Consider the following 20980-nt stretch of genomic DNA (forward strand, 5'->3'; position numbering starts at 1 on the left):
GACGGGCACAGGCCCGGTCCGGGTGTTATCCACATACTCCGGGCCGGGCCTGTGCCTGTTAACGGCGTCGGGGCAGGATGAAGGCATGGCCTCATCTCCAATCCCCTCCGCCGCCGGTCCCGGCAGGGAAGCCACCGCTGCCGGCGTACGGCCGGGCTGCCAGGCAAACGTTGGGGAGGCGGCCGCGCCGCCGCGTTTTCCCGACCTGTACGCACCCGGCGTGCCCTTCGCCGCTCCCGAGTTGCAGTCCCTGGCGGCCGACGGGCTGTTGGCCCGCTTCCACCAGCATGGCTACACCCTCCCCGGAATACCGGCATCGCCGCAGCTCCGGGCCAGGGCAGCAGCCGGAATCGTCCCGGCGGCCGTACGGCAACGTGTTGTCGCCGGGCGCATGACGGCGGCCTGGATTTACGGCTGCGCAGCGGAACCGGAGAGGCTGGCGCTGCTGGTGGACGCCAAGCGAAGGGTATCCAGTCTCCGGAACACCCGGGGCTGCACGCTGCACGAAGTGAAGCTCGGGCCCTTCGATGTGATCAGCCTCGGCGGACTGATGGTCTCCAGCCCGCTGCGGACCGCACTCGATATCGCCCTGCATGTGGATGCTGAACGGGCCGTCCCCGCCCTGGCGGGATTGCTGGCCCGGCCGCAGCAGGATGTCAGGCTGCGCCTGCTGGTGCGCGCCATTGAGGCCACCCCAAGGGTCCCGCACAAGCGGGCTGCTTTGGAAAAGCTTGCCCTGCTAGCTCCGGCGCTTGTTCCCGGTGGTGCGGTAGACGTCGAAAACTCCGTCGATCCTGCGGACGGCGCTCAGGACGTGGCTGAGGTATTTGGGGTCGCCCATCTCGAAAGCGAATCTTGAAATGGCCACGCGGTCGGTGGACGTGTGGACGCTGGCAGCAAGGATGTTGACATGGTTGTCGGACAGGACCCGCGTCACGTCCGAGAGCAGGGATTTCCGGTCCAGGGCCTCAACCTGGATTTCCACCAGGAAGACGCTCGACTGGGTGGGTGCCCAGTCCACGTCCACGATCCGGTCCGGCTGGTCCTTCAGGTCGGAGATGTTGGTGCAGTCGGTGCGGTGCACGGACACGCCGGATCCCCGGGTCACGAAGCCAAGGATCGGGTCCGGCGGAACGGGCGTGCAGCAGCGCGCCAGCTTCACCCATACATCGCCTACTCCACGGACCACGACGCCGGAGTCGGAGAAGCGGGCCTTGCTGACCTGGGTGGGGATGCTGACCTCTTCGACGTCATCATCGGCACTCTCGTTGCCGCCCAGGCTTTCAATGAGTTTCTCCATGACCGACTGGGCGGAGGTATGCCCGTCGCCCACACCGGCGTACAGGCCGGAGATGTCCGCGTACTTGAATTCCTCGGCCACGGCGGCCAGGGCCTCGTGCGTCATCAGCCGCTGCAGCGGAAGGTTCTGTTTCCGCATGGCACGGGTCAGCAGTTCCTTGCCGCGGTCAATTGCCTCTTCGCGGCGTTCCTTGCTGAACCATTGGCGGATCTTGTTGCGCGCCCTGGCGCTCTTGACGAAATGCTGCCAGTCCTGGCTGGGACCTGCCCCCTCGGCCTTGGAGGTGAAAATCTCCACCCAGTCGCCGTGGTTCAGCTCGCTGTTGAGCGGAACCAGCTTTCCATTGACCCTGGCGCCGATGGTGCGGTGGCCCACCTCGGTGTGCACGGCATAGGCGAAGTCCACGGGAGTCGATCCTGCCGGGAGCGCCATGACTTCGCCCTTGGGCGTAAACACGAACACTTCGCGCGCATTGATTTCGAAACGCAGTGAGTCCAGGAACTCGCCGGGATCGGACGTTTCCTGCTGCCAGTCCACCAGTGAGCGCAGCCACCCCATGTCTCCGTCGCGCGGGCTTCCGGGACCGACGGCGGTGCGGTTGGGCTGGTCCTTGTATTTCCAGTGCGCCGCAACACCGTACTCCGCCCGGCGGTGCATTTCGTGCGTGCGGATCTGGATTTCCACCGGCTTGCCGCCGGGGCCAATCACCGTGGTGTGCAGGGATTGGTACATGTTGTACTTGGGCATCGCGATGTAGTCCTTGAACCTGCCGGGCAGGGGGTTCCAGCGCGAGTGCAGGGTGCCCAGGGCGGCGTAGCAGTCCCGGACCGAGTCCACCAGGACGCGGACGCCCATGAGGTCGTTGATGTCGTCGAAGTCCTTGTCGCGGACAATCATCTTTTGGTAGATGGAGTAGTAGTGCTTGGGCCTGCCGGTGATGGTGGCTTTAATCCGGGCAGCGCGGAGGTCCTCAGTGATCTGGTCACGGATGACACCCAGGCTCTTCTCCCGCTCCGGCGTCCTGTCCCCCACCATCCGCACGATCTCTTCGTACACCTTGGGGTAGAGCGCAGCGAAGGACAGGTCCTCAAGTTCCCACTTAATAGTGTTCATGCCCAGCCGGTGCGCCAGCGGCGCGAAGATCTCCAGGGTTTCGCGGGCCTTGCGGGCGGACGATTCAGCCGACACGAAGCGCCAGGTGCGGGCATTGTGCAGCCGGTCCGCCAGCTTGATCATCAGGACCCGGATGTCCTTGGCCATGGCCACGACCATTTTGCGGACCGTCTCGGACTGTGCGGCCTCGCCAAAGCTGACCTTGTCGAGCTTGGTGACGCCGTCCACCAGCATGGCCACTTCCGGCCCGAAGTCCCGTTTCAGGTCCGCCAGGGTGTAGGGAGTGTCCTCGACCGTGTCGTGGAGCAGGGCGGCTGCCAGTGTGGTGCCGCTGAGGCCCAGTTCCGCAAGGATGGTGGCCACAGCCACCGGGTGGGTGATGTACGGATCCCCACTCTTGCGCTTTTGCCCGCGGTGGCTGCGCTCGGCGACGTCGAACGCACGCTGGATGAGGTCGAAGTCCTCTTTGGGGTTGTTGGCGCGTACGGTCCGCAGCAGCGGCTCAAGGATGGGTGAGTATGTGGCGGTTCCCCGTCCGGTCAGGCGGGCAAGCCGGGAGCGTGTGCGCTCCCTGCGGCCGGGAAACGTGGGGCGGGATCCTGAGTTATCGACAGGTACCAATGAGCCCGGGCGCGCAGAAGGTGCCGCACCGGCTTGCATGCCGGCAGGATTTTTTTCCTCCTGTGCCGTTGGCGCTGACGCCGAACGTTCTTCCAATGAAGCACCCCTCACCACCGTCTTAATTACCCCAGTCTATTCCTCCGGGCAGCGACTTTTATAACCGGGCCTGCACAGGCAAAGGCCGGGCGGCGCAAAGTACGCGCCGCCCGGCCTTTGGGTGGTTTAAAGCTGCCGGTGGTTGCTGATCAGGCCTTGGCCGGCGATGCCGGAACTGCCCGTTCAGCTGCACCTGCGCGGCGCTGTTCAACACGCCTTGCCTGCTTCACCAGCTCCGGTTCGCCCTGGCGGAGCCAGGCGTACATCGGCGCCGCCACGAAGATGGTTGCCGCTGTACCGATGAGGATTCCGACGAACAGTGCCAGGGACAGGTCACGCAGGGTTCCTGCGCCCAGGAGGCCGGCACCAATGAACAGGATGGCGCCCACGGGAAGGATGGCCACCATCATGGTGTTGATGGAGCGCACCAGCGTCTGGTTGACGGCAAGGTTGACTTCCTCGCCGAAGGTCCGGCGCGTGGACGCGTCGATCCCGGCCGTGTTTTCGCGGATCTTGTCGAAAACCACCACGGTGTCATACAGCGAGTAGCTGAGGACGGTGAGGAACCCGATGATGGCCGAGGGCGTGACCTCGAAATCGCTGAGGGCATAGACCCCGGCCGTGATGAACATGGTGACGGCCATGCCGGCAAGCGCCGAGAGGGACATCTTCCAGGTACGGAAGTACAGGGCCATCAGCAGGGCCGCGAGCAGCACGAATACTCCCAGGCCGATCAGTGCCTGCTTGGTCACGTCTGCACCCCAGGTGGGCCCGACGAACGTGGAGGTCACCTCGTTGTCGGTAACGCCGTAGGCGGTGGTGAGGCCCTCCTTGATCCGGAGGGTCTCGTCATCCGTCAGTTTGTCGGTCTGGATGCGCATGGTGTTGCCTGCCACGTTGGCTACCCGCGGAACACTGCCTGACACCACATCAGTCACGGCCTTCTCACCGATGGAGGCATCGGTGGTCTTGACGTTGGACACGGTGAATTCGGAGCCGCCGCGGAATTCGATGCCGAGGTTGAAGCCGCCCTTGGCCACCGGGATAAGGATGGACAGGGCCACGCCCACCGCGGCGATGATGAACCAGATCTTCTTGGCGCCGACGAAGTCGTAGGAGCGCTTCCCGGTGTAGAGCTCGTTGCCGAAAGTAGCGAAGCCTGACATTACTTGTTCTCCTTCGCGGAGGTCTTGGACGAACCAGCCAACTGTTCCTGCTTCTCTGCCAGGCGCCGCTCGGCGATGGTCATGCGGCGCTCGGCCTCGGCAGCCGCCCCTGTGTTCTTGGTGCGGACCACCACGGGCTTGTCCTCCGGGGTGCGGACGCGTCCGGCGCCGCGGTACAGCGGGACGGCACCCAGCCGTTCGGGGTCGAGGCCGGAGAACTTGTGGCCTTCACCGAAGAACCGGGTACGGGCCAGGAGCTGCAGCGTGGGGTGGGTGAACATGAACACCACGATGAGGTCGGCGATGGCGGTCAGGCCCAGGGTGAAGGCGAAGCCGCGGACGTTGCCCACTGCCACGAAGTACAGGACCAGTGCGGCCAGGAGGTTGACGGCCTTGGAGGCGAGGACGGTGCGCTTGGCGCGCTTCCAGCCGTTTTCGACGGCGGATACCAGGCCGCGCCCTTCACGCAGTTCATCCCTGATGCGTTCGAAGTAGACGATGAAGGAGTCTGCCGTCTGGCCGATGGCCACGATGATGCCGGCCACGCCGGCCAGTGACAGCCGGTAGTTCTCCGTCCAGCCCAGGATCGCGATGGCCAGGTACGTCAGGGCACCGGCCACCACCAGCGATGCGATGGTGACGAAGCCCAGGGCACGGTACTGGAACAGCGAGTAGACCACCACGAGCAGGAGCCCGATCAGGCCGGCCAGCAGGCCCATGCGCAGCTGTTCGCCACCAAGCGTGGCGGAAATCTGCTGCTCGCTCTGGATGTCGAAGCTGATGGGAAGGGCGCCGAACTTCAACTGGTCGGAGAGTGCCTTGGCCGTCTTCTCATTGAAGCCACCGGTAATCTGCGGACGGCCGTCAGTGATGACAGCCAGGGAACGCGGGGCGGAGATGACCTGGTCATCCAGCACAATGGCGAACTGGGACTTGGGGTCGGTGCCCGACTGGCCGCCGGCTGCCACGTAGAACTGGTTGAGCCGTTCGGTGACCTCTTTGAACTTGGCTGTACCCTCGGCGTCGAACTGGATGTTGACGGCCCATTCATTGGTGACAGCCCCCTGTGCGCCCTGCTGCAGCTGGAAGGACGAGGTGACGATGTTGCTGCCCTTCACCTCCACGGGACCCAGGATGTACTTGATGGCCGGCGACTTGTCCGTGGCCGGCTCGCAGGTCACCAGCGGCTTGGTGGGATCCGACCGCTGGGCTTTCTCCGCAGCGGCACTGTTGCAGTCGAGCGCCTCGAACTGCTTGTAGATCTCGGGCGTGATCCAGTTGGTGTCACTGCTGTTGGCAGGCTCGGCGGTCGGCTTGGGCAGCTGGTCCTCCGGCGTCTGCGACTCGGCAGGAACTGCTGCGCCGTCGCCATTGAGGAGGACAGGGCGGAAGTTCATGTCCGCCGAGGCCTGGATCAGGTTGCGCGTCTCGGCAGAGGGTGTGCCGGGAAGGCTGACCACCACGTTGCGCCCTGACTGGGTGCTGATTTCCGCCTCGGAGACGCCGGAACCGTCAACGCGCTGGCGGATGATCGCCACCGCCTGGTTGAGCTGCTGTTCGTTGATGTCCGAACCGCCCTCCACCTTCGGGGCCAGGATCATCTGGGTGCCGCCCTCGAGGTCCAGCGCCAGCTTGGGTGCCCAGCTGGCCTGTCCGGCAATGGTGCCGCCGGCCAGGACGGCGGTCAGCGCTGCCAGGATTACACCAAGCCAGACCAGGACGCGGAGCCCTGGTTTCTTGCGGCCAGTTCGTGCCATTGTCGATCTTTCTCTTGTTCGCGGAGAAACCGCCGGAGCGGGCTGCTGCCTGCGCCGGCGGTGGTCCGCAGCGGTAGAGGGAGGAAGGGGCCAGCGGGCCTAGCTGTCCTTTTTGCCCTCGTCGTTGAGGCGCTTCAGGGTTTCCTCGGGAGTCTCGGCACCTGTTGCGGTGCTTCCGGACTCCGGGGTGGTGAGGGAGGACGCATCATCCGGAACCACCGGGGAGGCGTCGGCCGGCTGGGCGGCGGGTTCTGCCACCGGCTCAACGACCTTGGTGACGGCCTGGCGGTGCACAGTGGCCAGGTTGCCGGGGGAAAGTTCAAGGGTGACCTTGTTCTCGGCCTCGTCGATGTCCACGATCCGGCCGAAAAGGCCAAAGCTGGTCATGACCTCCACGCCCGGGGCAAACTTCGACTGGAGCTCTGCCTGCTGCTGCTGCGTCTTCTTGTTGCGGCGGAACATCATGAAGATGAATACGCCGAGCATGACGAACAGGAGAATTGACATTGGATCCAAGGGGAATTCCGTTCTTTAGCGTGGTGTAGCTGGGTTTTCCGGCGACGTTGGCTTCGCTTCGGCCGGGGCGGGTTTGCGGTGCAGGCAGAACGCCTGACATGTTCCTTCCCCAAGCGACGGGGGCGTCAGGGCCACCCGCGAAACAAAGACCCGAACGTGCCGGGCGTCATACCAGTCTAAAGGGAAAAGCTGAAGGGAGCCTGCTATTGGCTCTCCGGGGCCCAGTCCCCCGCCGCGGCATCGCCCCCGGCGGGCTCGAAAAGGTCCAGTTGCTCCTGCGCGAAGACGCCGGACGGGATGGCATAGCCCAGGTGCGTCCATGCCGGTGCCATGGCAATCCTGCCGCGGGGCGTACGGCCCAGCAGGCCCTCCCGGACCAGGAACGGTTCGGCGACTGTCTCAACGGTTTCGGTTTCTTCACCGACGGCGATGGCGAGGGTGGACAGTCCGACCGGACCGCCGCCGAACTTGGTGATGAGTGCGTCGAGGACGGCCCGGTCCAGCCGGTCCAGACCCTTTTTGTCCACCTCATACATGTCCAGGGCAGCGGACGCGGTCCTGGCGTCGATTTGTTCGACGCCGTGCACCAGCGCCCAGTCCCGGACGCGCCGCAACAGCCGGTTGGCAATACGGGGAGTGCCGCGGGAACGGCCGGCGATTTCGGCGAAGCCGGCCGAGTTGACCTTCAGGTCCAGCAGTCCGGCAGAACGCCGCAGCACCAGTTCCAGCTCCGGAACCGAGTAGAACTCGAGGTGCCCGGTGAAGCCGAACCGGTCGCGCAGCGGTCCCGGCAGCAGTCCCGCGCGGGTGGTGGCGCCCACCAGGGTGAACGGCGGCAGCTCGAGCGGGATGGCGGTGGCACCGGCCCCTTTGCCCACCACGATGTCAACGCGGAAGTCCTCCATTGCCATGTAGAGCATTTCCTCTGCAGGCCGGGACATGCGGTGGATCTCGTCCAGGAACAGGACCTCGCCCTCAGAGAGCGAGGACAGGATTGCTGCGAGGTCGCCGGCGTGCTGGATGGCAGGTCCGCTGCTGAGGCGCAGCGGCGCGTTCATCTCGGCGGCAACGATCATCGCCAGGGTGGTCTTGCCCAGGCCGGGCGGCCCGGAGAACAGCACGTGGTCGGCAGTCCGTCCGCGCATCCGGGACGCCTGGAGCACCAGCGACAGCTGCTTGCGCACCCGGTGCTGGCCAACGAAGTCGTCAAGGTTCTTGGGCCTGAGCGCCGCCTCAATGGCACGCTCCTCCGGCTCCTCCCCCGCTGCGACCAGGGACGGTTCAGCCACGGGTGCCTACGCGGTTGCCTGCCCGGGCGCCGTCCTGGCCCAGCCAGCGGAGGGTGGTGCGCAGGATTTCGGGCACGTTGCCGCGGAAGGACACTTCCGGGTCCTCCGCAAGGGCTTTGTCGATGCTGGTGGAGGCGTCCTTTTCGGACCAGCCCAGGCTGGTCATGGCGGCCACCACCTGGGGCTTCCAGGCAGCTTCTGCGGGCGTGGCGGCACCGGGGGCCGCGGCGGTTCCGTGCGGGACGAGCTTTCCAGCCAGCTCCAGCACTATCCTGCCAGCCACCTTGGGGCCGATTCCGGGGACCTTCGTGAAGGTCTTGCTGTCCCCTGTGTGCGCGGCAACCCTGATTGCTTCGGGATCGTGGACGGCCAGGACTGCAAGCGCAAGCCGGGGACCGACGCCGCTGACACTCAGCAGGATGTCGAAGACCTCGCGTTCGTCGTCGGAGGCGAAGCCAAAGAGCGTCAGCGAGTCTTCCCGCACGATCAGGGAGGTGAACAGCTGGCCTTGTTCACCCACGTGCAGCCTGCTGAGCGTCTGGGGCGTGGCGTTGACGCTCATCCCGGCACCGTTGAGGTCTATCACGGCCGTGGACAGGCCAACATGCGCTACGGTTCCGCGGAGGAAACTGATCAAGGCCGGGCTCCCGTTGTACCGCCGGCCTCACAGTGAGGGCCCGGCTATCCGAACATATTTACGAATACCCTAGCAAGCAGCAGGGACAATCAGCGTGCACGGCGCGCCTTCGCCTCCGCCTCCGCCCATGCCCGCTGCGCGGGCGTCAGGGATGAACTGCCGGGACCCGTGGTGGCCACGGCCGCGCCGCTTCCGGCCCGCCACGCGTGCGTGATGGCCAGCGCCAGCGCGTCGGCGGCGTCGGCCGGACGCGGCGGCGCGTCAAGGCGGAGGATCTTGGTGACCAGCTTGGTCACGGCGTCCTTGTTGGAGGACCCGCTCCCGGTCACGGCGGCCTTGACCTCTGATGGCGTGTGCAGCGCCACCGGAATTCCCCGGCGGGCCGCCGCAGCGATGACCACGCCGGAAGCCTGGGCTACGCCCATCACCGTGCTGACGTTGAGCTGGGAAAAGACGCGTTCGACGGCGAGGACGTCCGGCTCGTAGCGGTCAAGCCATTCGTCAATTGCCGTGGCGATCACCAGCAGGCGCCGGTCCAGCGTCTCCTCGGGGGACGTGCCTACCACGCCGACGGCCACCATGCTGGCCCGCCGGTTCCGCTCAACATCCACCACGCCGATGCCGCACCGGGTGAGGCCGGGATCAACGCCGAGGACGCGGAGTGTCACCCGGCCCCCATCGAAGTGCCCGGCACAGCCTCCGGGGACGCACTAGCCGGCAAGGCGGGACGTCACTCGGATTCCAGGGCGGCCTGGACTTCGTCGCTGAGGTCGGCGTTGCTGTACACGTTCTGGACGTCGTCGAGGTCCTCGAGGGCGTCGGCAAGCTTCAGGAACTTGCGGGCGCCGTCCACATCCAGCTCAACCTGCATTGAGGGCACGAACTCAACTTCGTCGGTGTCGTACTCGATGCCGGCTTCCTTGAGTGCTTCGCGGATGGCGGGAAGATCTCCCGGCTCCGAATGGATCTCGAAGGTCTCGCCGTTGTCCTTGACTTCCTCCGCGCCTGCGTCGAGGACGGCCATCAGGACGTCGTCCTCGCTCAGGCCGTTCTTGGGCAGGTTCACAACACCCTTGCGGGTGAAGAGGTAGCTGACGGAGCCCGGGTCCGCGATGGTGCCGCCGTTGCGGGAGATGGCCAGCCTTACTTCGGAAGCCGCCCGGTTCTTGTTGTCGGTAAGGCACTCGATCAGCAGGGCTGAGCCCTGGGGCCCGCGGGCCTCGTACATGATTTCGGTGTAGTCCACCACTTCACCGGTGAGCCCGGCGCCGCGCTTGATGGCGCGGTCAATGTTGTCGTTGGGGACGGACGTTTTCTTGGCCTTGGTAACGGCCAGTTCCAGGCCGGGGTTGCCGGCGAGGTCCGGTCCACCCATCCGGGCGGCAACTTCGATGTTCTTGATCAGTTTGGCAAACGACTTTGCGCGGCGGCTGTCAATGATCGCCTTTTTGTGCTTGGTCGTTGCCCATTTGGAGTGGCCTGACATGCTTTACGCTTCTCCTCTGATCATGCGGATAAAAAGTTCGTGTACGCGTTTCTCGCCGGTCACTTCCGGGTGGAAGGAGGTGGCCAGCAGCTGGCCGGAACGCACTGCGACAATTCTAGCCGTCCCGGGCAGCGCTGCGGCGTGGGACGCCTGGCCGGGGTCCGCCGGTTCCACCTTCGCCAGGACCTCCACGTCCGCACCGACCCGCTCCACCCACGGACCGCGGATGAAGACAGCGTGCACGGGTGCCACGCCTGATTCCGTGGCGCTGAATTCCAGGCCCTTGAACTCCAGATCGGTTTCGAAGGACTCGCGCTGCCGGCCAAAGGCGTTGCGGCGGACGGTGATGTCCAGGCCGCCGAACGTCTGCTGGGGGGCGCCCGAAAGATCGGTGGCAGGATCGGCGATGTCCGAGGCAAGCAGGATCATCCCTGCGCAGGAGCCATAGACCGGCAGTCCCTCGGCGATGTACTTCCGGAGCGGGTCTGCAAGGTCGAAGGCCCTCGCCAGCTTGTCGATGGTGGTGGATTCGCCACCGGGAATGATAAGGCCGTCCAGGCCGTCCAGCTCCTCCGGGCGGCGGACAGCCACGCCCTGCGCGCCGGTGGCTTCGGCGGCGCGGAGGTGTTCGCGGAAGTCTCCCTGGAGGGCCAGGACGCCGATCCGCAGGCCTGAGCCCACGCGCGCAGGAGCAGCAGAGGGGGGATTCGTCATCCCTCCAGCATACGGGCCCTCCCTCCATGGCTGCTGCCACTCGGAGGCCCCGGCAAAGGTTGCATGCCGCTGCTGGGATATATTCAAAACATGGTCTTCTTCAGTGTTCCGCTCGGCAAGCTGGTCCGCAGGGTGTCCCGGCTGCGGGGCGGCGGGTCCGCACTTCCAGGACTGGTGGTCGAGAAAATCGATCCCGGCTTCATGCGGCGGACACTCACCACGCTGCCCCATGGTGTGGCGGTGGTCAGCGGTACCAACGGCAAGACGACCACCACCAAGATGGTGGTCGAACTGCTGGAGAGCCAGGGCCTGAAGGTCTTCACGAACCGGACCGGCAGCAACTTCACCCGGGGCGTGGCGGCGGCCCTCCTCGGCGAGGTGGACTGGCGCGGCAGGCTGGATGCGGACGTCGCGGTGCTGGAACTGGACGAAGCCCATGCGGTCCATTTCGTGAACAGCGTCCCGCCCCGCTACTGCCTCCTGCTGAACGTTCTGCGTGACCAACTGGACCGTTTCGGCGAGATCGACAAAACGGCACAGCTCCTGCAGCACATCGCTTCCAAGACCACAGGAACCGTGGTCCTGAACCGCGAGGACCCCCGCGTTGCCAGGATCGCGGAAACACTGACCGGCCAGGAGGTCAAGTACTTCGGCCTTGACGACTCCCTGCTGGGCACCTTTCCCAATGACGACGACATGCGTGCCGCTCCGGGGAGCCCAGCGCCGGCGGGCCTGCCGGAAAAGCCGGCAGCCGACGTCGTGCTCCGCAAAGTGGGCGCGGACAGCGCCGAGTTTGAGTACGACGGCGGGACGGTCACCACGGCGATGAAGCTGCGCGGCGTCTACAACATCTTTAACGCGGCTGCTGCGCTGACGCTGGCCCGCAGCATCTGCGGCGGTGGCGCCGCCACCGCCGACCACGCCACTTTGCTGGACGCGCTGTCCCGGGTGGCGCCGGCCTTCGGCCGCGGCGAAAGCCTCACCGTGGACGGCCAGCCGCTGGACCTGGTACTGGTGAAGAACCCCAGCGGTTTCCGGCTGGGACTGAAATCCTTCCCCGCCGCCGGGTACGCCACCATGATCGCCATCAACGACAACTACGCAGACGGGCGGGACATGTCCTGGCTGTGGGACGTGGAATTTGATTCCCTGCGCGGGGCGGGGGTGGAAATGATAAGCGGGTCGCGCGCCTACGACATGGCGCTGCGGCTCCAGTACGACGACGTCCAGGTCGGAGCGGTGCAGACCGACATCCCGGCCGCCCTGGCAGCCTTTATCCGGGAAGGCCAGGGCAAGCCCAAACGGATTTTCTGCACCTACACCGCTATGCTGGCCATCCGCCGCGAGCTGTCCAAAATCACCACCGTGGAGGTTGTCTCGTGAATCCTGCAGAAGCAGCGACGGCTGGCGGCCAGTCCAAGGGCACCCTCCGGGTGGTGCAGCTGTACCCGCGCGACATGAACATCTACGGCGACTGGGGCAATGCCCTGGTCCTGCAGCGCCGCATTTCCTGGCACGGGTACACCCCTGAACTGCTCGAATACAACGTGGGCGATCCTTTTCCCGAGGGCGTGGACATCATTGTCGGCGGCGGCGGGCAGGACAGCGGGCAACTGGTGATCCAGGACGACCTGCAGGCCCGGGCCGGCCAGCTCAAGGAGCTGGCCGAGGATGGTGCGCCGATGCTGGTCATTTGCGGCCTCTACCAGCTTTTTGGCCGGTTCTTCAAAACCCGCACCGGCGCTGTCATCCCGGGCATCGGCATCCTGGACGTGGAAACCCACGGCACCGATGAGCGCCTGATCGGCAACGTCAAAGTCTCAACCAATGAGTTCGGCGACGTCCTCGGCTACGAAAACCACAGCGGCCAAACCACGCTGGGCAGCGGTGTGCGGCCACTCGGTACCGTAGCCAAGGGAACGGGCAACAACAGCAACGACGGCCATGAAGGGGCCCGCTACCGCAACATCGTGGCCAGCTACCTGCACGGCTCGCTGCTGCCGAAGAACCCCGCCATCGCCGACTTCCTCATCCGCACCGCAGCGGAGCGCAAGTTCGGCAGCTTCTCCCCCGGCAACCCGGACGACACCTATGCCGTCCTGGCCCGGGAGCACGCTGCCCGCCGGCCGCGCTGACCAAAAAGACTACTGACCCGGGTTACCGGCAGAGGTGCGGCATCCCGGTCAACGCCACTGGAAGTACTCCCGGTGGATGTTGGCCCGGCGGACTCCGGCGGCCCGGAAGGCTTTGCGGAACTGCCGCAGCATGGGATCCGGTCCGCCCATGAAAACCGACAGCTGGCGTGGTTCGGTTCCCACTGCGGCCAGGACTGCCTCCGGGGTGAGCCGGCCATCCGCCTCGGTGTCCACCAGATGGACCGTGAGCCGTGGCTGATTCCAGGCGGCGGCAGTGATCTCGTCGGCAAAGGGCGACGGACCTGCCGAGGTCACGAAGAAGTGGACGTCTTCGTGGAGCTCCCCGTCCAGTGACCGCAGCCAGCTGAGGAAGGGCGTGATTCCCACACCGCCGGCGATCCAGGCCTGATGGGACGTGCCGCGGTGCCGGTCAAAGCGTCCGTAGGGCCCACCGACCACGGCCGGCATCCCCGGCTGGACCACGTCCGGAAGCCTGGCTGTATGGTCGCCCAGCGCCTTGACCGTGATGCTGATTCCACCTTCCTCTGCCGGTCCCGAGATGGAGAATGGGTGCCGCTGCCAGCCCTCTGCTGTTTCCAGGTAGACCATGGCGAACTGGCCCGGCCTGAAATCCAGCGGCCGGCCCAGGGGACGGAGCGCCACTTCCACCAGGTCCGGCGCAACGGGCCGGACGGACGCAACCTGGTAGTCGTGGTGCGGCAGGAAATGCCGCGACAGCAGCTCGCGGTAGGCGTAGAACCCCAGTCCCGTCCCGCCGATAACCACGTAACTCCACCGGAGCGCGGGCACGGCCTCAAACGCGCTGGCGTCGAGCAGGCCGTGCAGGAAGCCGGCGGCCAGGAACAAGCCGGTCAGCCGGTGGAAGCCCCGCCACCGCTCGTAGCCACCCAGCACGCGGGCCGCCATTTGGACCGGCTGGGTTCCAAGAGATGCCAGGACCAGGCGGCGGAGAGGTGCGGGAAGCATCGTCCGCCAGCGCGGCAGGACTGCCCACACCACCAACGCGGCCAGGCCGCTGATGGCAACCACTGCCAACGTCTTGCCCAGGCTGGTTGCTCCCGGATTGGCGGCAAGTTCAATATGCGGCAGCAACAGGATGGTTGCCGTAATCGCCGCCCTGCGGTGCCAAATGGCGGCGTGGTCAATGCCACCAAAAATCGGCTCGACGTGGGGGAGGGTGCTGACCAGGACCAGCGCGATCGAATACAACAAGACGGACTCGCCACCGAAGAGCTGCCCAACATGCCCCAGGACAGGTTCGCCGGCAGGGCGTGCCAGTAACCAGAAGACGCCGTACACCGCCACCAGCACCATGATGGCGCCGGGCCCCAGCCATCGGAACGGAATGCCCAGGAAGTCGGTCCCGGGCCTGCTGCCAACCTTGGTCATGGGCCACGGTCCCTTCGTCATTGCCCTGCCTTTTGCGCGTGCCATGCAGGTCGCGTCGAATGCGGCCCGTGCCGGGCCCCATAGCGGCAATTGTAGGGACACAGGCTGGGAGCGCATCCTCCATCCCCCGATTGAGAAGCGTGCCCCGCTGTGAAAGGTTTACCCCATGACGAACCCGCTCCTTTCCGCCAGTCCCCTGCCCTACGGCCTTCCACCGTTCCAAACCATCGCCGTGGAGCAGTACCGTGAAGCCATCAACGCAGGGTTGTCCGCGCACCTGGACGAGATCGGGGCCATCGCCGGCAACGCCCAGCCCGCGACATTCGAGAACACGGCCCTGGCCATGGAACGTTCCGGGCAGTTGCTGAACCGGTCAGCCGCGGCGTTCTTCACCCTGGTGTCGGCAGATGCGTCGCAGGAAATCCGGGAGCTGGAGACAGAACTGTCCCCGCGCTTCCAGGCCCACCAGGACGAGGTGTACCTCAACAGGGCCTTGTTCGAACGCTTCGCCGCCATCGATACGGACACTTGCGATCCCGAGTCGGCCCGCCTGGTGGAGGAATACCTCAAAGAGTTCCGCCAGTCAGGCATCCAGCTGGATGCGCCGGGCCAGGAGCGGCTGCGCGCCATCAACGCCGAACTGGCGCGCCTGGGCACCGAGTTCGGCCAGCGGGTCAAGGAAGGAATGAAGTCCGCCGCACTGCTGCTGGATGACGCGGGCGACCTGGCGGGGCTGCCGGCCGATGACGTCGCCAGCGCAGCGGTTGCAGCCCGCGCCGCCGGACACGACGGCAAATACCTGCTCACCCTGATCCAGCCCGGCAACCAGCCTGCCCTCGCCGCACTCGAGAACCGTGACGTCCGCCGTCGCCTGTTCGAAGCCTCCGTGGCGAGGGGCAGTGACGGCGGCAGCCTGGATGTCCTGGACCTGGCCCGGGACATGGCCGGGCTGAGGGCGGAGAAGGCACGTCTGCTGGGGTTCGCCAACTATGCCGAACTTGTGGTTGACCGGCAGACGGCGCCGGACTTCGAAGCGGTCCGGACCATGCTGGGCCGGATGGCACCGGCCGCCATCCGCAACGCCGACGCCGAGGCGGCGGCGCTGGCCGGGGTTGCCGGCCAGCCGCTGGAAGCGTGGGACTGGGCCTACTACTCGGCCAAGGTGCGGCGGGAAAAGTACGACGTCGACGAACAGGCACTCCGGCCGTACTTTGAACTCAACCGCACCATTAACGACGGCGTGTTTTTTGCGGCCACATCCCTGTACGGCATCACCTTCCACGAGCGGACCGACCTCCACGGCTACCACCCTGACGTGCGTATCTGGGAGGTCCGCAACGAGGACGGCTCCGTCCTGGGGCTGTTCCTGGGCGACTACTACGCGCGCGAATCGAAGCGCGGCGGGGCCTGGATGAACTCGCTCGTGGACCAATCGGCGCTGCTGGGCACCCGGCCCGTGGTGATCAATACCCTGAATATTTCCAAGCCGCCCGCGGGTGAACCGACGCTTCTCACCCTGGACGAACTGCGGACCCTTTTCCACGAGTTCGGCCACGCGCTGCACGGCCTGTTGTCGAGCGTTACCTATCCGCGCTTTTCAGGCACCGCGGTGCCGCGGGATTTCGTGGAGTACCCGTCGCAGGTGAACGAAATGTGGATCATGTGGCCGGATGTAGTGTCCAACTACGCACGCCACCACATCACCGGCGAGCCGCTGCCGCAGGACATCGTGGACCGGCTGGAGGAATCCCGGCTCTGGGGCGAGGGATTCGCCACCACCGAATACCTGGGAGCTGCCCTTCTTGACCTGGCGTGGCATGTGCTGGAACCGGGCGGTGCCCCTGACGATGTGCTGGAGTTTGAGGCCAAGGCCCTGGCTTCCGCCGGGATCGCCCATCGCCTGATTCCGCCCCGGTACCGCACCGGGTACTTCCAGCACATCTTCGCCGGGGACGGATACGCGGCGGGCTACTACTCCTATATCTGGAGCGAAGTATTGGACGCAGAGACCGTTGACTGGTTCAAGGAGAACGGCGGCCTAACCAGGGCGAACGGCGAACGCTTCCGGCAGGAGTTGCTCTCCCGGGGCAACAGCCGCGACCCGCTGGAATCGTTCCGCATCGTGAGGGGCCGCGACGCACAGCTGGACCCCCTGCTAAGGCGCCGCGGCCTGGAGTAACCCCCTGACCTTAAAGAAGTACGACGCCGGTCCCCCACCGAAAGAAGGTGAGGAACCGGCGTCGTCATTACTTAGGTGAGGCGACCACCAGCGACAGGCGGGGGTGATCCGGCAGCACGCGTAAAAGGGGCCCCGCGCCCCGACCAGCGACAAAGCCGCCAAACGAGGCGCGGGGAATAGCGTGCAGAGGATCAGCGCCGCCAGGCGCCCAAAGAGGACGCGAGGAGGGTGTTACCAGCCGCGTTCGGCGAGGCGGTGCGGCTGGGGGATCTCGTCGACGTTGATGCCCACCATGGCTTCGCCGAGGCCGCGGGAGGCCTTGGCGATGACGTCGGGGTCGTCGAAGAAGGTGGTGGCCTTGACGACGGCGGCCGCGCGCTGGGCGGGGTTGCCGGACTTGAAGATGCCGGAGCCGACGAAGACGCCGTCGGCACCGAGCTGCATCATCATGGCCGCGTCAGCGGGGGTGGCGATGCCGCCGGCGGTGAACAGGACGACGGGCAGCTTGCCGGCGGCGGCAACTTCCTTGACCAGTTCATATGGGGCCTGCAGTTCCTTGGCCGCGACGTAGAGCTCGTCCTCGGGCAGGGAGGACAGCCGGGCGATCTCGGAGCGGATCTTGCGCATGTGTCCGGTGGCGTTGGAGACGTCGCCGGTGCCGGCTTCGCCCTTGGAGCGGATCATGGCCGCGCCCTCGTTGATGCGGCGCAGGGCCTCACCGAGGTTGGTGGCGCCACAGACGAAGGGAACCTTGAAGTTCCACTTGTCGATGTGGTTGATGTAGTCGGCGGGGGTCAGGACCTCGGACTCGTCGATGTAGTCGACACCAAGGGACTGCAGGACCTGGGCCTCGACAAAGTGGCCGATGCGGGCCTTGGCCATGACCGGGATGGACACGGCATCAATGATCTGGTCGATCATGTCGGGATCGGACATGCGGGACACGCCGCCCTGGGCACGGATATCGGCCGGAACACGCTCCAGCGCCATGACTGCCACGGCACCGGCGTCTTCGGCGATGCGGGCCTGCTCGACGTTGACGACGTCCATGATGACGCCGCCCTTGAGCATCTCGGCCATGCCACGCTTCACGCGGCTGCTGCCCGTGACGCTGTTCGCGGACGAACCGGCCTCGTTGCTTACATCAGGTGTAGACACAAAAACCCCTATGGGTAGACAGATGATCTTCGCCGGGCATGCGGCGGCAGCTGCCGGAGGTGCACGCACGGATTGCCGGGTCGCTTGACCGGGCACTTATATACTAGTCCCCCGCCGCACGGCAGGCTTAATCATGTCTAATCTGCGGGCGTGGGCTCTGCCAATGCCTGCCGGCGTACCGAGATGACGCGCTGAACGACGGTGATGAGGCTGGCCGCCGCCAGGAGGACCAGTGTGACCAGGAGCACCACCGGCGGGAGGCCCAGGCCGGTCAGGCCGGTCACCACCAGGATGGATACCAGGCGTTCCGCCCGCTCGGCGATCCCCACGTTGGCCGTGAAGCCCAGCGACTCCGCCTTCGCCCGGGCGTAGGAGACAACCATGCCCAGGACAAGGCAGAGCAGGGCGGCCACGGCGATGGCCATGTTGTTGCCGCCGGTGAAGAACCAGACGGACACCCCGGCGAAGAGGGCACCGTCGGCAACCCGGTCCAGGGTGGAGTCGAGGAAGTTCCCCCAGCGGCTCTTAACGCCCTGCATCCGGGCCATGATGCCGTCCAGGACGTCCGAGAAGATGAAGGCAGTGATGAAGAGCGTGCCCCAGAAGAGCTGCCCCAGCGGGTAGAAGCCCAGGCTTCCGGCCGCAACACCTGCAGTTCCGAGGATGGTTACCGCATCCGGGGAGACACCGATCTTCAGGAGCCAGCGGGCCAGCGGGGTGAACAGTGCGGTGAAAAAACCGCGGGCATGCCTATTCAGCATCCGACTCCCCGGGCCAGGCTTCGGCCACTTGTCTCCGGACCTCGTCAAGGGTCTGGGTGATGGCCTTGGTTTGGGCGATGATGGGGAAGAAATTGCCGTCCCCGCCCCACCGCGGAACGATGTGCTGGTGCAGGTGCGCCGAGATGCCGGCTCCGCCCACAACCCCTTGGTTCATGCCCAGGTTGAAGCCGCCGGGATTGGACACCTTGCGCAGGACCCGCATTGCCGTCTGGGTTAGGTCGGCAAACTCGGCGGTTTCTTCGACCGTGAGGTCCGTGTAGTCCGGAATATGCCGGTACGGACACACCAGAAGGTGCCCGGGATTGTAGGGGAACAGGTTCAGCACCACGTAGCAGGTCCGGCCGCGGTAGACGATGAGCGCCTCTTCGTCGGTGCGGGCGGGGCCCACGCAGAACGGGCAGTCGTTCTCATTCTTGAACTGGTGCTGCCCGCCCTTGATGTAGGCCATCCGGTGCGGAGTCCACAGGCGCTGGAAGGCGTCGGGGACACCGGCGAGGGCGAAGTCGTCGGTAACGCCGGCATCGCCTGGATATCCTGCGCCTGTGTTCTCCTGCACTGTGCTGCTTCCGTTCGCTAGCTGGTCCGGTTGCGGACGGCGTCGGTGATCCGCTTGACCGCTTCCGACACGGGCACGCCGTTGTCCTGGCTGCCGTCGCGGAAACGGAAGGAAACGGCGCCGGCCTCCGCGTCGTCGCCGCCGGCGATCAGCACGAACGGGATCTTGTCCTTGCTGGCGGTGCGGATCTTCTTGGGGAACCGGTCCGAGGACGTATCCACCTCGGCGCGGATGCCCTCGGCCTTAAGCTGGTCGACGACGTCGAACATGTACTCGTTGAACGCCTCCGCCACGGGGATGCCCACCACCTGGACCGGAGCCAGCCACGCGGGGAACGCGCCGGCGTAGTGCTCGGTGAGGACGCCCATGAACCGCTCCACCGAGCCGAAGAGCGCACGGTGGATCATCACCGGCCGCTGCCGGCTGCCGTCGGCGGCCTGGAATTCCAGCTCGAACCGTTCGGGCAGGTTGAAGTCCAGCTGGATGGTGGACATCTGCCAGGTGCGGCCCAGCGCATCCTTGGCCTGCACGGAAATCTTGGGGCCGTAGAACGCCGCTCCGCCCGGATCGGGCACCAGCTCCAGCCCGGACTCCTGCGCCACCTCGGCAAGGGTCCTGGTGGCTTCCTCCCAGGTGGCGTCGTCGCCCACGTATTTCTCCGGGTCCTTGGTGGACAGCTCCAGGTAGAAGTCGTTCAGGCCGTAGTCCTTGAGCAGGTCCAGGACAAAGGTCAGGGTCTTGGTGAGTTCGTCCTTCATCTGCTCGCGGGTGCAGTAGATGTGGGCGTCGTCCTGTGTCATTCCACGGACGCGGGTGAGGCCGTGGACCACGCCGGATTTCTCGTAGCGGTAGACCGATCCGAATTCAAACAGCCGGAGGGGCAGTTCACGGTAGGACCGGCCGCGGGAGCGGAAGATGAGGTTGTGCATGGGGCAGTTCATCGGCTTCAGGTAGTAGTCCTGGCCGGGCTTGCGCACGGTGCCGTCCTCGTTGAGTTCGGCGTCCACGTGCATGGCGGGGAACATGCCGTCCTTGTACCAGTCCAGGTGGCCGGAGACCTCGTAGAGGTGGCCCTTGGTGATGTGGGGGGTGTAGACGAACTCGTAGCCGGCCTCGACGTGGCGCTGGCGGGAGTAGTCCTCCATCTCCTTGCGGATGATGCCGCCCTTGGGGTGGAAGACGGGCAGCCCGGAGCCCAGTTCGTCCGGGAAGGAGAAGAGGTCGAGTTCCGAGCCGAGCTTGCGGTGGTCGCGGCGTTCGGCCTCGGCAATGCGCTCCTGGTATGCCTTCAGCGCTTCCTTGGTGGGCCACGCGGTTCCGTAGATGCGCTGCAGCTGCTGGTTTTTCTGGTTGCCCAGCCAGTACGCCGACGACGAACGGGTCAGCGCGAAGGCGTTGGAGATCATCTTGGTGTTGGGCAGGTGCGGGCCGCGGCAGAGGTCACACCAGACGGTGGTGCCTTCCTTGCGCTCCACGTTGTCGTAGATGGTGATGTCACCGGCGCCGACCTCGACGTTCACGCCCTCGCCTGCCTCGGCAGCGTCGTTCTTCTTGCCGAGCAGTTCGATCTTGTAGGGCTCGTTCTTCATGGCTTCGCGGGCCTCGTCCTCGCTGACCACGCGGCGGACGAATTTCTGGTTCTGGTTGACGATCTTGAGCATCATCTTTTCGAGGGTCTTGAGATCCTCGGGGGTGAAAGGCTCGGCGACGTCGAAATCGAAGTAGAAACCGTCGGTGATGTAGGGGCCAATGCCGAGTTTGGCGTCGGGGCGCAGCTGCTGCACTGCCTGTGCCATCACGTGGGCGGTGGAGTGGCGCAGGACGTTCAGGCCGTCGGGCGAATCAATGGTTACGCCTTCCACCTCGGCGCCTTCGGGCAGTTCCTGGTCCAGGTCCTTCAGCTCGCCGTTGACGCGGGCCACAACAACATCACGGCGCTCAAAGAAGAGTTCCGCACCGGTTGTCCCGGTAGTCACCTTGGTCTCTTCGCCATCGACGAGAAGGGTGATCTGCTGGGCATCTGACACGGGTGTCTCCTATTCAAAGTTGAGGCTTCATAGCTTGT

The 20980-nt window shown here is 65.6% G+C and carries 18 protein-coding genes; 4 read left to right on the forward strand and 14 right to left on the reverse strand.

Going from position 1 to position 20980, the window contains the following annotated elements; genetic code table 11:
- Nucleotides 1–85: 85 nt before the first annotated feature.
- Complete coding sequence (locus tag ASG79_RS23060; protein WP_235509778.1) at nt 86–859, forward strand: hypothetical protein; 774 nt, start codon at nt 86–88, stop codon at nt 857–859.
- Here the strand turns inward: ASG79_RS23060 and ASG79_RS09840 are convergent.
- The 9 genes from ASG79_RS09840 to pdxT form a co-directional block, all read right to left on the reverse strand.
- On the reverse strand, nt 740–3130 hold the full coding sequence (locus ASG79_RS09840) for a RelA/SpoT family protein (RefSeq protein WP_026265777.1): 2391 nt from the start codon (nt 3128–3130) through the stop codon (nt 740–742). The genes ASG79_RS23060 and ASG79_RS09840 overlap by 120 nt on opposite strands.
- A gap of 149 nt (nt 3131–3279) precedes the next feature.
- Entirely contained in the window at nt 3280–4296 is a 1017-nt protein-coding gene (gene secF / locus ASG79_RS09845; protein WP_056390484.1) for a protein translocase subunit SecF, read from the reverse strand.
- Entirely contained in the window at nt 4296–6053 is a 1758-nt protein-coding gene (gene secD / locus ASG79_RS09850; RefSeq protein WP_018769335.1) for a protein translocase subunit SecD, read from the reverse strand. Before secD ends, secF begins: the two co-directional genes overlap by 1 nt.
- 99 nt (nt 6054–6152) lie before the next feature.
- Nucleotides 6153–6560, reverse strand: a complete 408-nt coding sequence (gene yajC, locus ASG79_RS09855; protein ID WP_018769336.1) for a preprotein translocase subunit YajC — start codon at nt 6558–6560, stop codon at nt 6153–6155.
- A gap of 212 nt (nt 6561–6772) precedes the next feature.
- Nucleotides 6773–7858 carry a Holliday junction branch migration DNA helicase RuvB gene (gene ruvB / locus ASG79_RS09860; RefSeq protein ID WP_018769337.1) on the reverse strand — a complete coding sequence of 362 codons (1086 nt, stop codon included), beginning with the start codon at nt 7856–7858 and terminating at the stop codon, nt 6773–6775.
- Nucleotides 7851–8495: a Holliday junction branch migration protein RuvA gene (gene ruvA / locus ASG79_RS09865; RefSeq protein ID WP_018769338.1), complete on the reverse strand. Its 645-nt coding sequence runs from the start codon at nt 8493–8495 to the stop codon at nt 7851–7853. The genes ruvB and ruvA overlap by 8 nt, the downstream gene beginning before the upstream one ends.
- Before the next feature lie 89 nt (nt 8496–8584).
- Nucleotides 8585–9163: a crossover junction endodeoxyribonuclease RuvC gene (ruvC, locus tag ASG79_RS09870; protein ID WP_018769339.1), complete on the reverse strand. Its 579-nt coding sequence runs from the start codon at nt 9161–9163 to the stop codon at nt 8585–8587.
- Nucleotides 9164–9225: 62 nt separating this feature from the next.
- Complete coding sequence (locus tag ASG79_RS09875) at nt 9226–9981, reverse strand: YebC/PmpR family DNA-binding transcriptional regulator (protein WP_018769340.1); 756 nt, start codon at nt 9979–9981, stop codon at nt 9226–9228.
- Nucleotides 9982–9984: 3 nt separating this feature from the next.
- Nucleotides 9985–10695 (reverse strand): pyridoxal 5'-phosphate synthase glutaminase subunit PdxT, encoded by a 711-nt coding sequence (gene pdxT / locus ASG79_RS09880; protein ID WP_056390487.1) that lies wholly within the window; start codon nt 10693–10695, stop codon nt 9985–9987.
- A gap of 90 nt (nt 10696–10785) precedes the next feature.
- On the opposite strand from pdxT, the gene ASG79_RS09885 reads away from it, so the two are divergent.
- Nucleotides 10786–12078 carry a Mur ligase family protein gene (locus ASG79_RS09885; RefSeq protein WP_200953159.1) on the forward strand — a complete coding sequence of 431 codons (1293 nt, stop codon included), beginning with the start codon at nt 10786–10788 and terminating at the stop codon, nt 12076–12078.
- Nucleotides 12075–12830, forward strand: coding sequence for a type 1 glutamine amidotransferase (locus ASG79_RS09890; RefSeq protein ID WP_056390493.1), 756 nt, complete (start codon nt 12075–12077; stop codon nt 12828–12830). The genes ASG79_RS09885 and ASG79_RS09890 overlap by 4 nt, the downstream gene beginning before the upstream one ends.
- Before the next feature lie 48 nt (nt 12831–12878).
- Here ASG79_RS09890 and ASG79_RS09895 read toward each other — a convergent pair whose 3' ends face one another.
- Nucleotides 12879–14261 carry a hypothetical protein gene (locus ASG79_RS09895; RefSeq protein WP_056390496.1) on the reverse strand — a complete coding sequence of 461 codons (1383 nt, stop codon included), beginning with the start codon at nt 14259–14261 and terminating at the stop codon, nt 12879–12881.
- 145 nt (nt 14262–14406) lie between these two features.
- Here ASG79_RS09895 and ASG79_RS09900 point away from each other — a divergent pair, with 145 nt between their 5' ends.
- On the forward strand, nt 14407–16419 hold the full coding sequence (locus ASG79_RS09900) for a M3 family metallopeptidase (RefSeq protein ID WP_056390498.1): 2013 nt from the start codon (nt 14407–14409) through the stop codon (nt 16417–16419).
- A gap of 231 nt (nt 16420–16650) precedes the next feature.
- Here ASG79_RS09900 and pdxS read toward each other — a convergent pair whose 3' ends face one another.
- The 4 genes from pdxS to thrS form a co-directional block, all read right to left on the reverse strand.
- A complete protein-coding gene (pdxS, locus tag ASG79_RS09905; RefSeq protein ID WP_026265780.1) occupies nt 16651–17577 on the reverse strand; it encodes a pyridoxal 5'-phosphate synthase lyase subunit PdxS in 927 nt (308 codons plus the stop codon).
- Nucleotides 17578–17714: 137 nt separating this feature from the next.
- Nucleotides 17715–18338 (reverse strand): phosphatidylinositol phosphate synthase, encoded by a 624-nt coding sequence (pgsA, locus tag ASG79_RS09910; protein ID WP_018769347.1) that lies wholly within the window; start codon nt 18336–18338, stop codon nt 17715–17717.
- Complete coding sequence (locus tag ASG79_RS09915; protein ID WP_018769348.1) at nt 18328–18915, reverse strand: HIT family protein; 588 nt, start codon at nt 18913–18915, stop codon at nt 18328–18330. The genes pgsA and ASG79_RS09915 overlap by 11 nt, the downstream gene beginning before the upstream one ends.
- A gap of 17 nt (nt 18916–18932) precedes the next feature.
- Nucleotides 18933–20942 (reverse strand): threonine--tRNA ligase, encoded by a 2010-nt coding sequence (gene thrS, locus ASG79_RS09920; protein ID WP_056390502.1) that lies wholly within the window; start codon nt 20940–20942, stop codon nt 18933–18935.
- Nucleotides 20943–20980: the final 38 nt, after the last annotated feature.

It is taken from the genome of Arthrobacter sp. Soil761 (assembly GCF_001428325.1).
Lineage (GTDB): Bacteria > Actinomycetota > Actinomycetes > Actinomycetales > Micrococcaceae > Arthrobacter.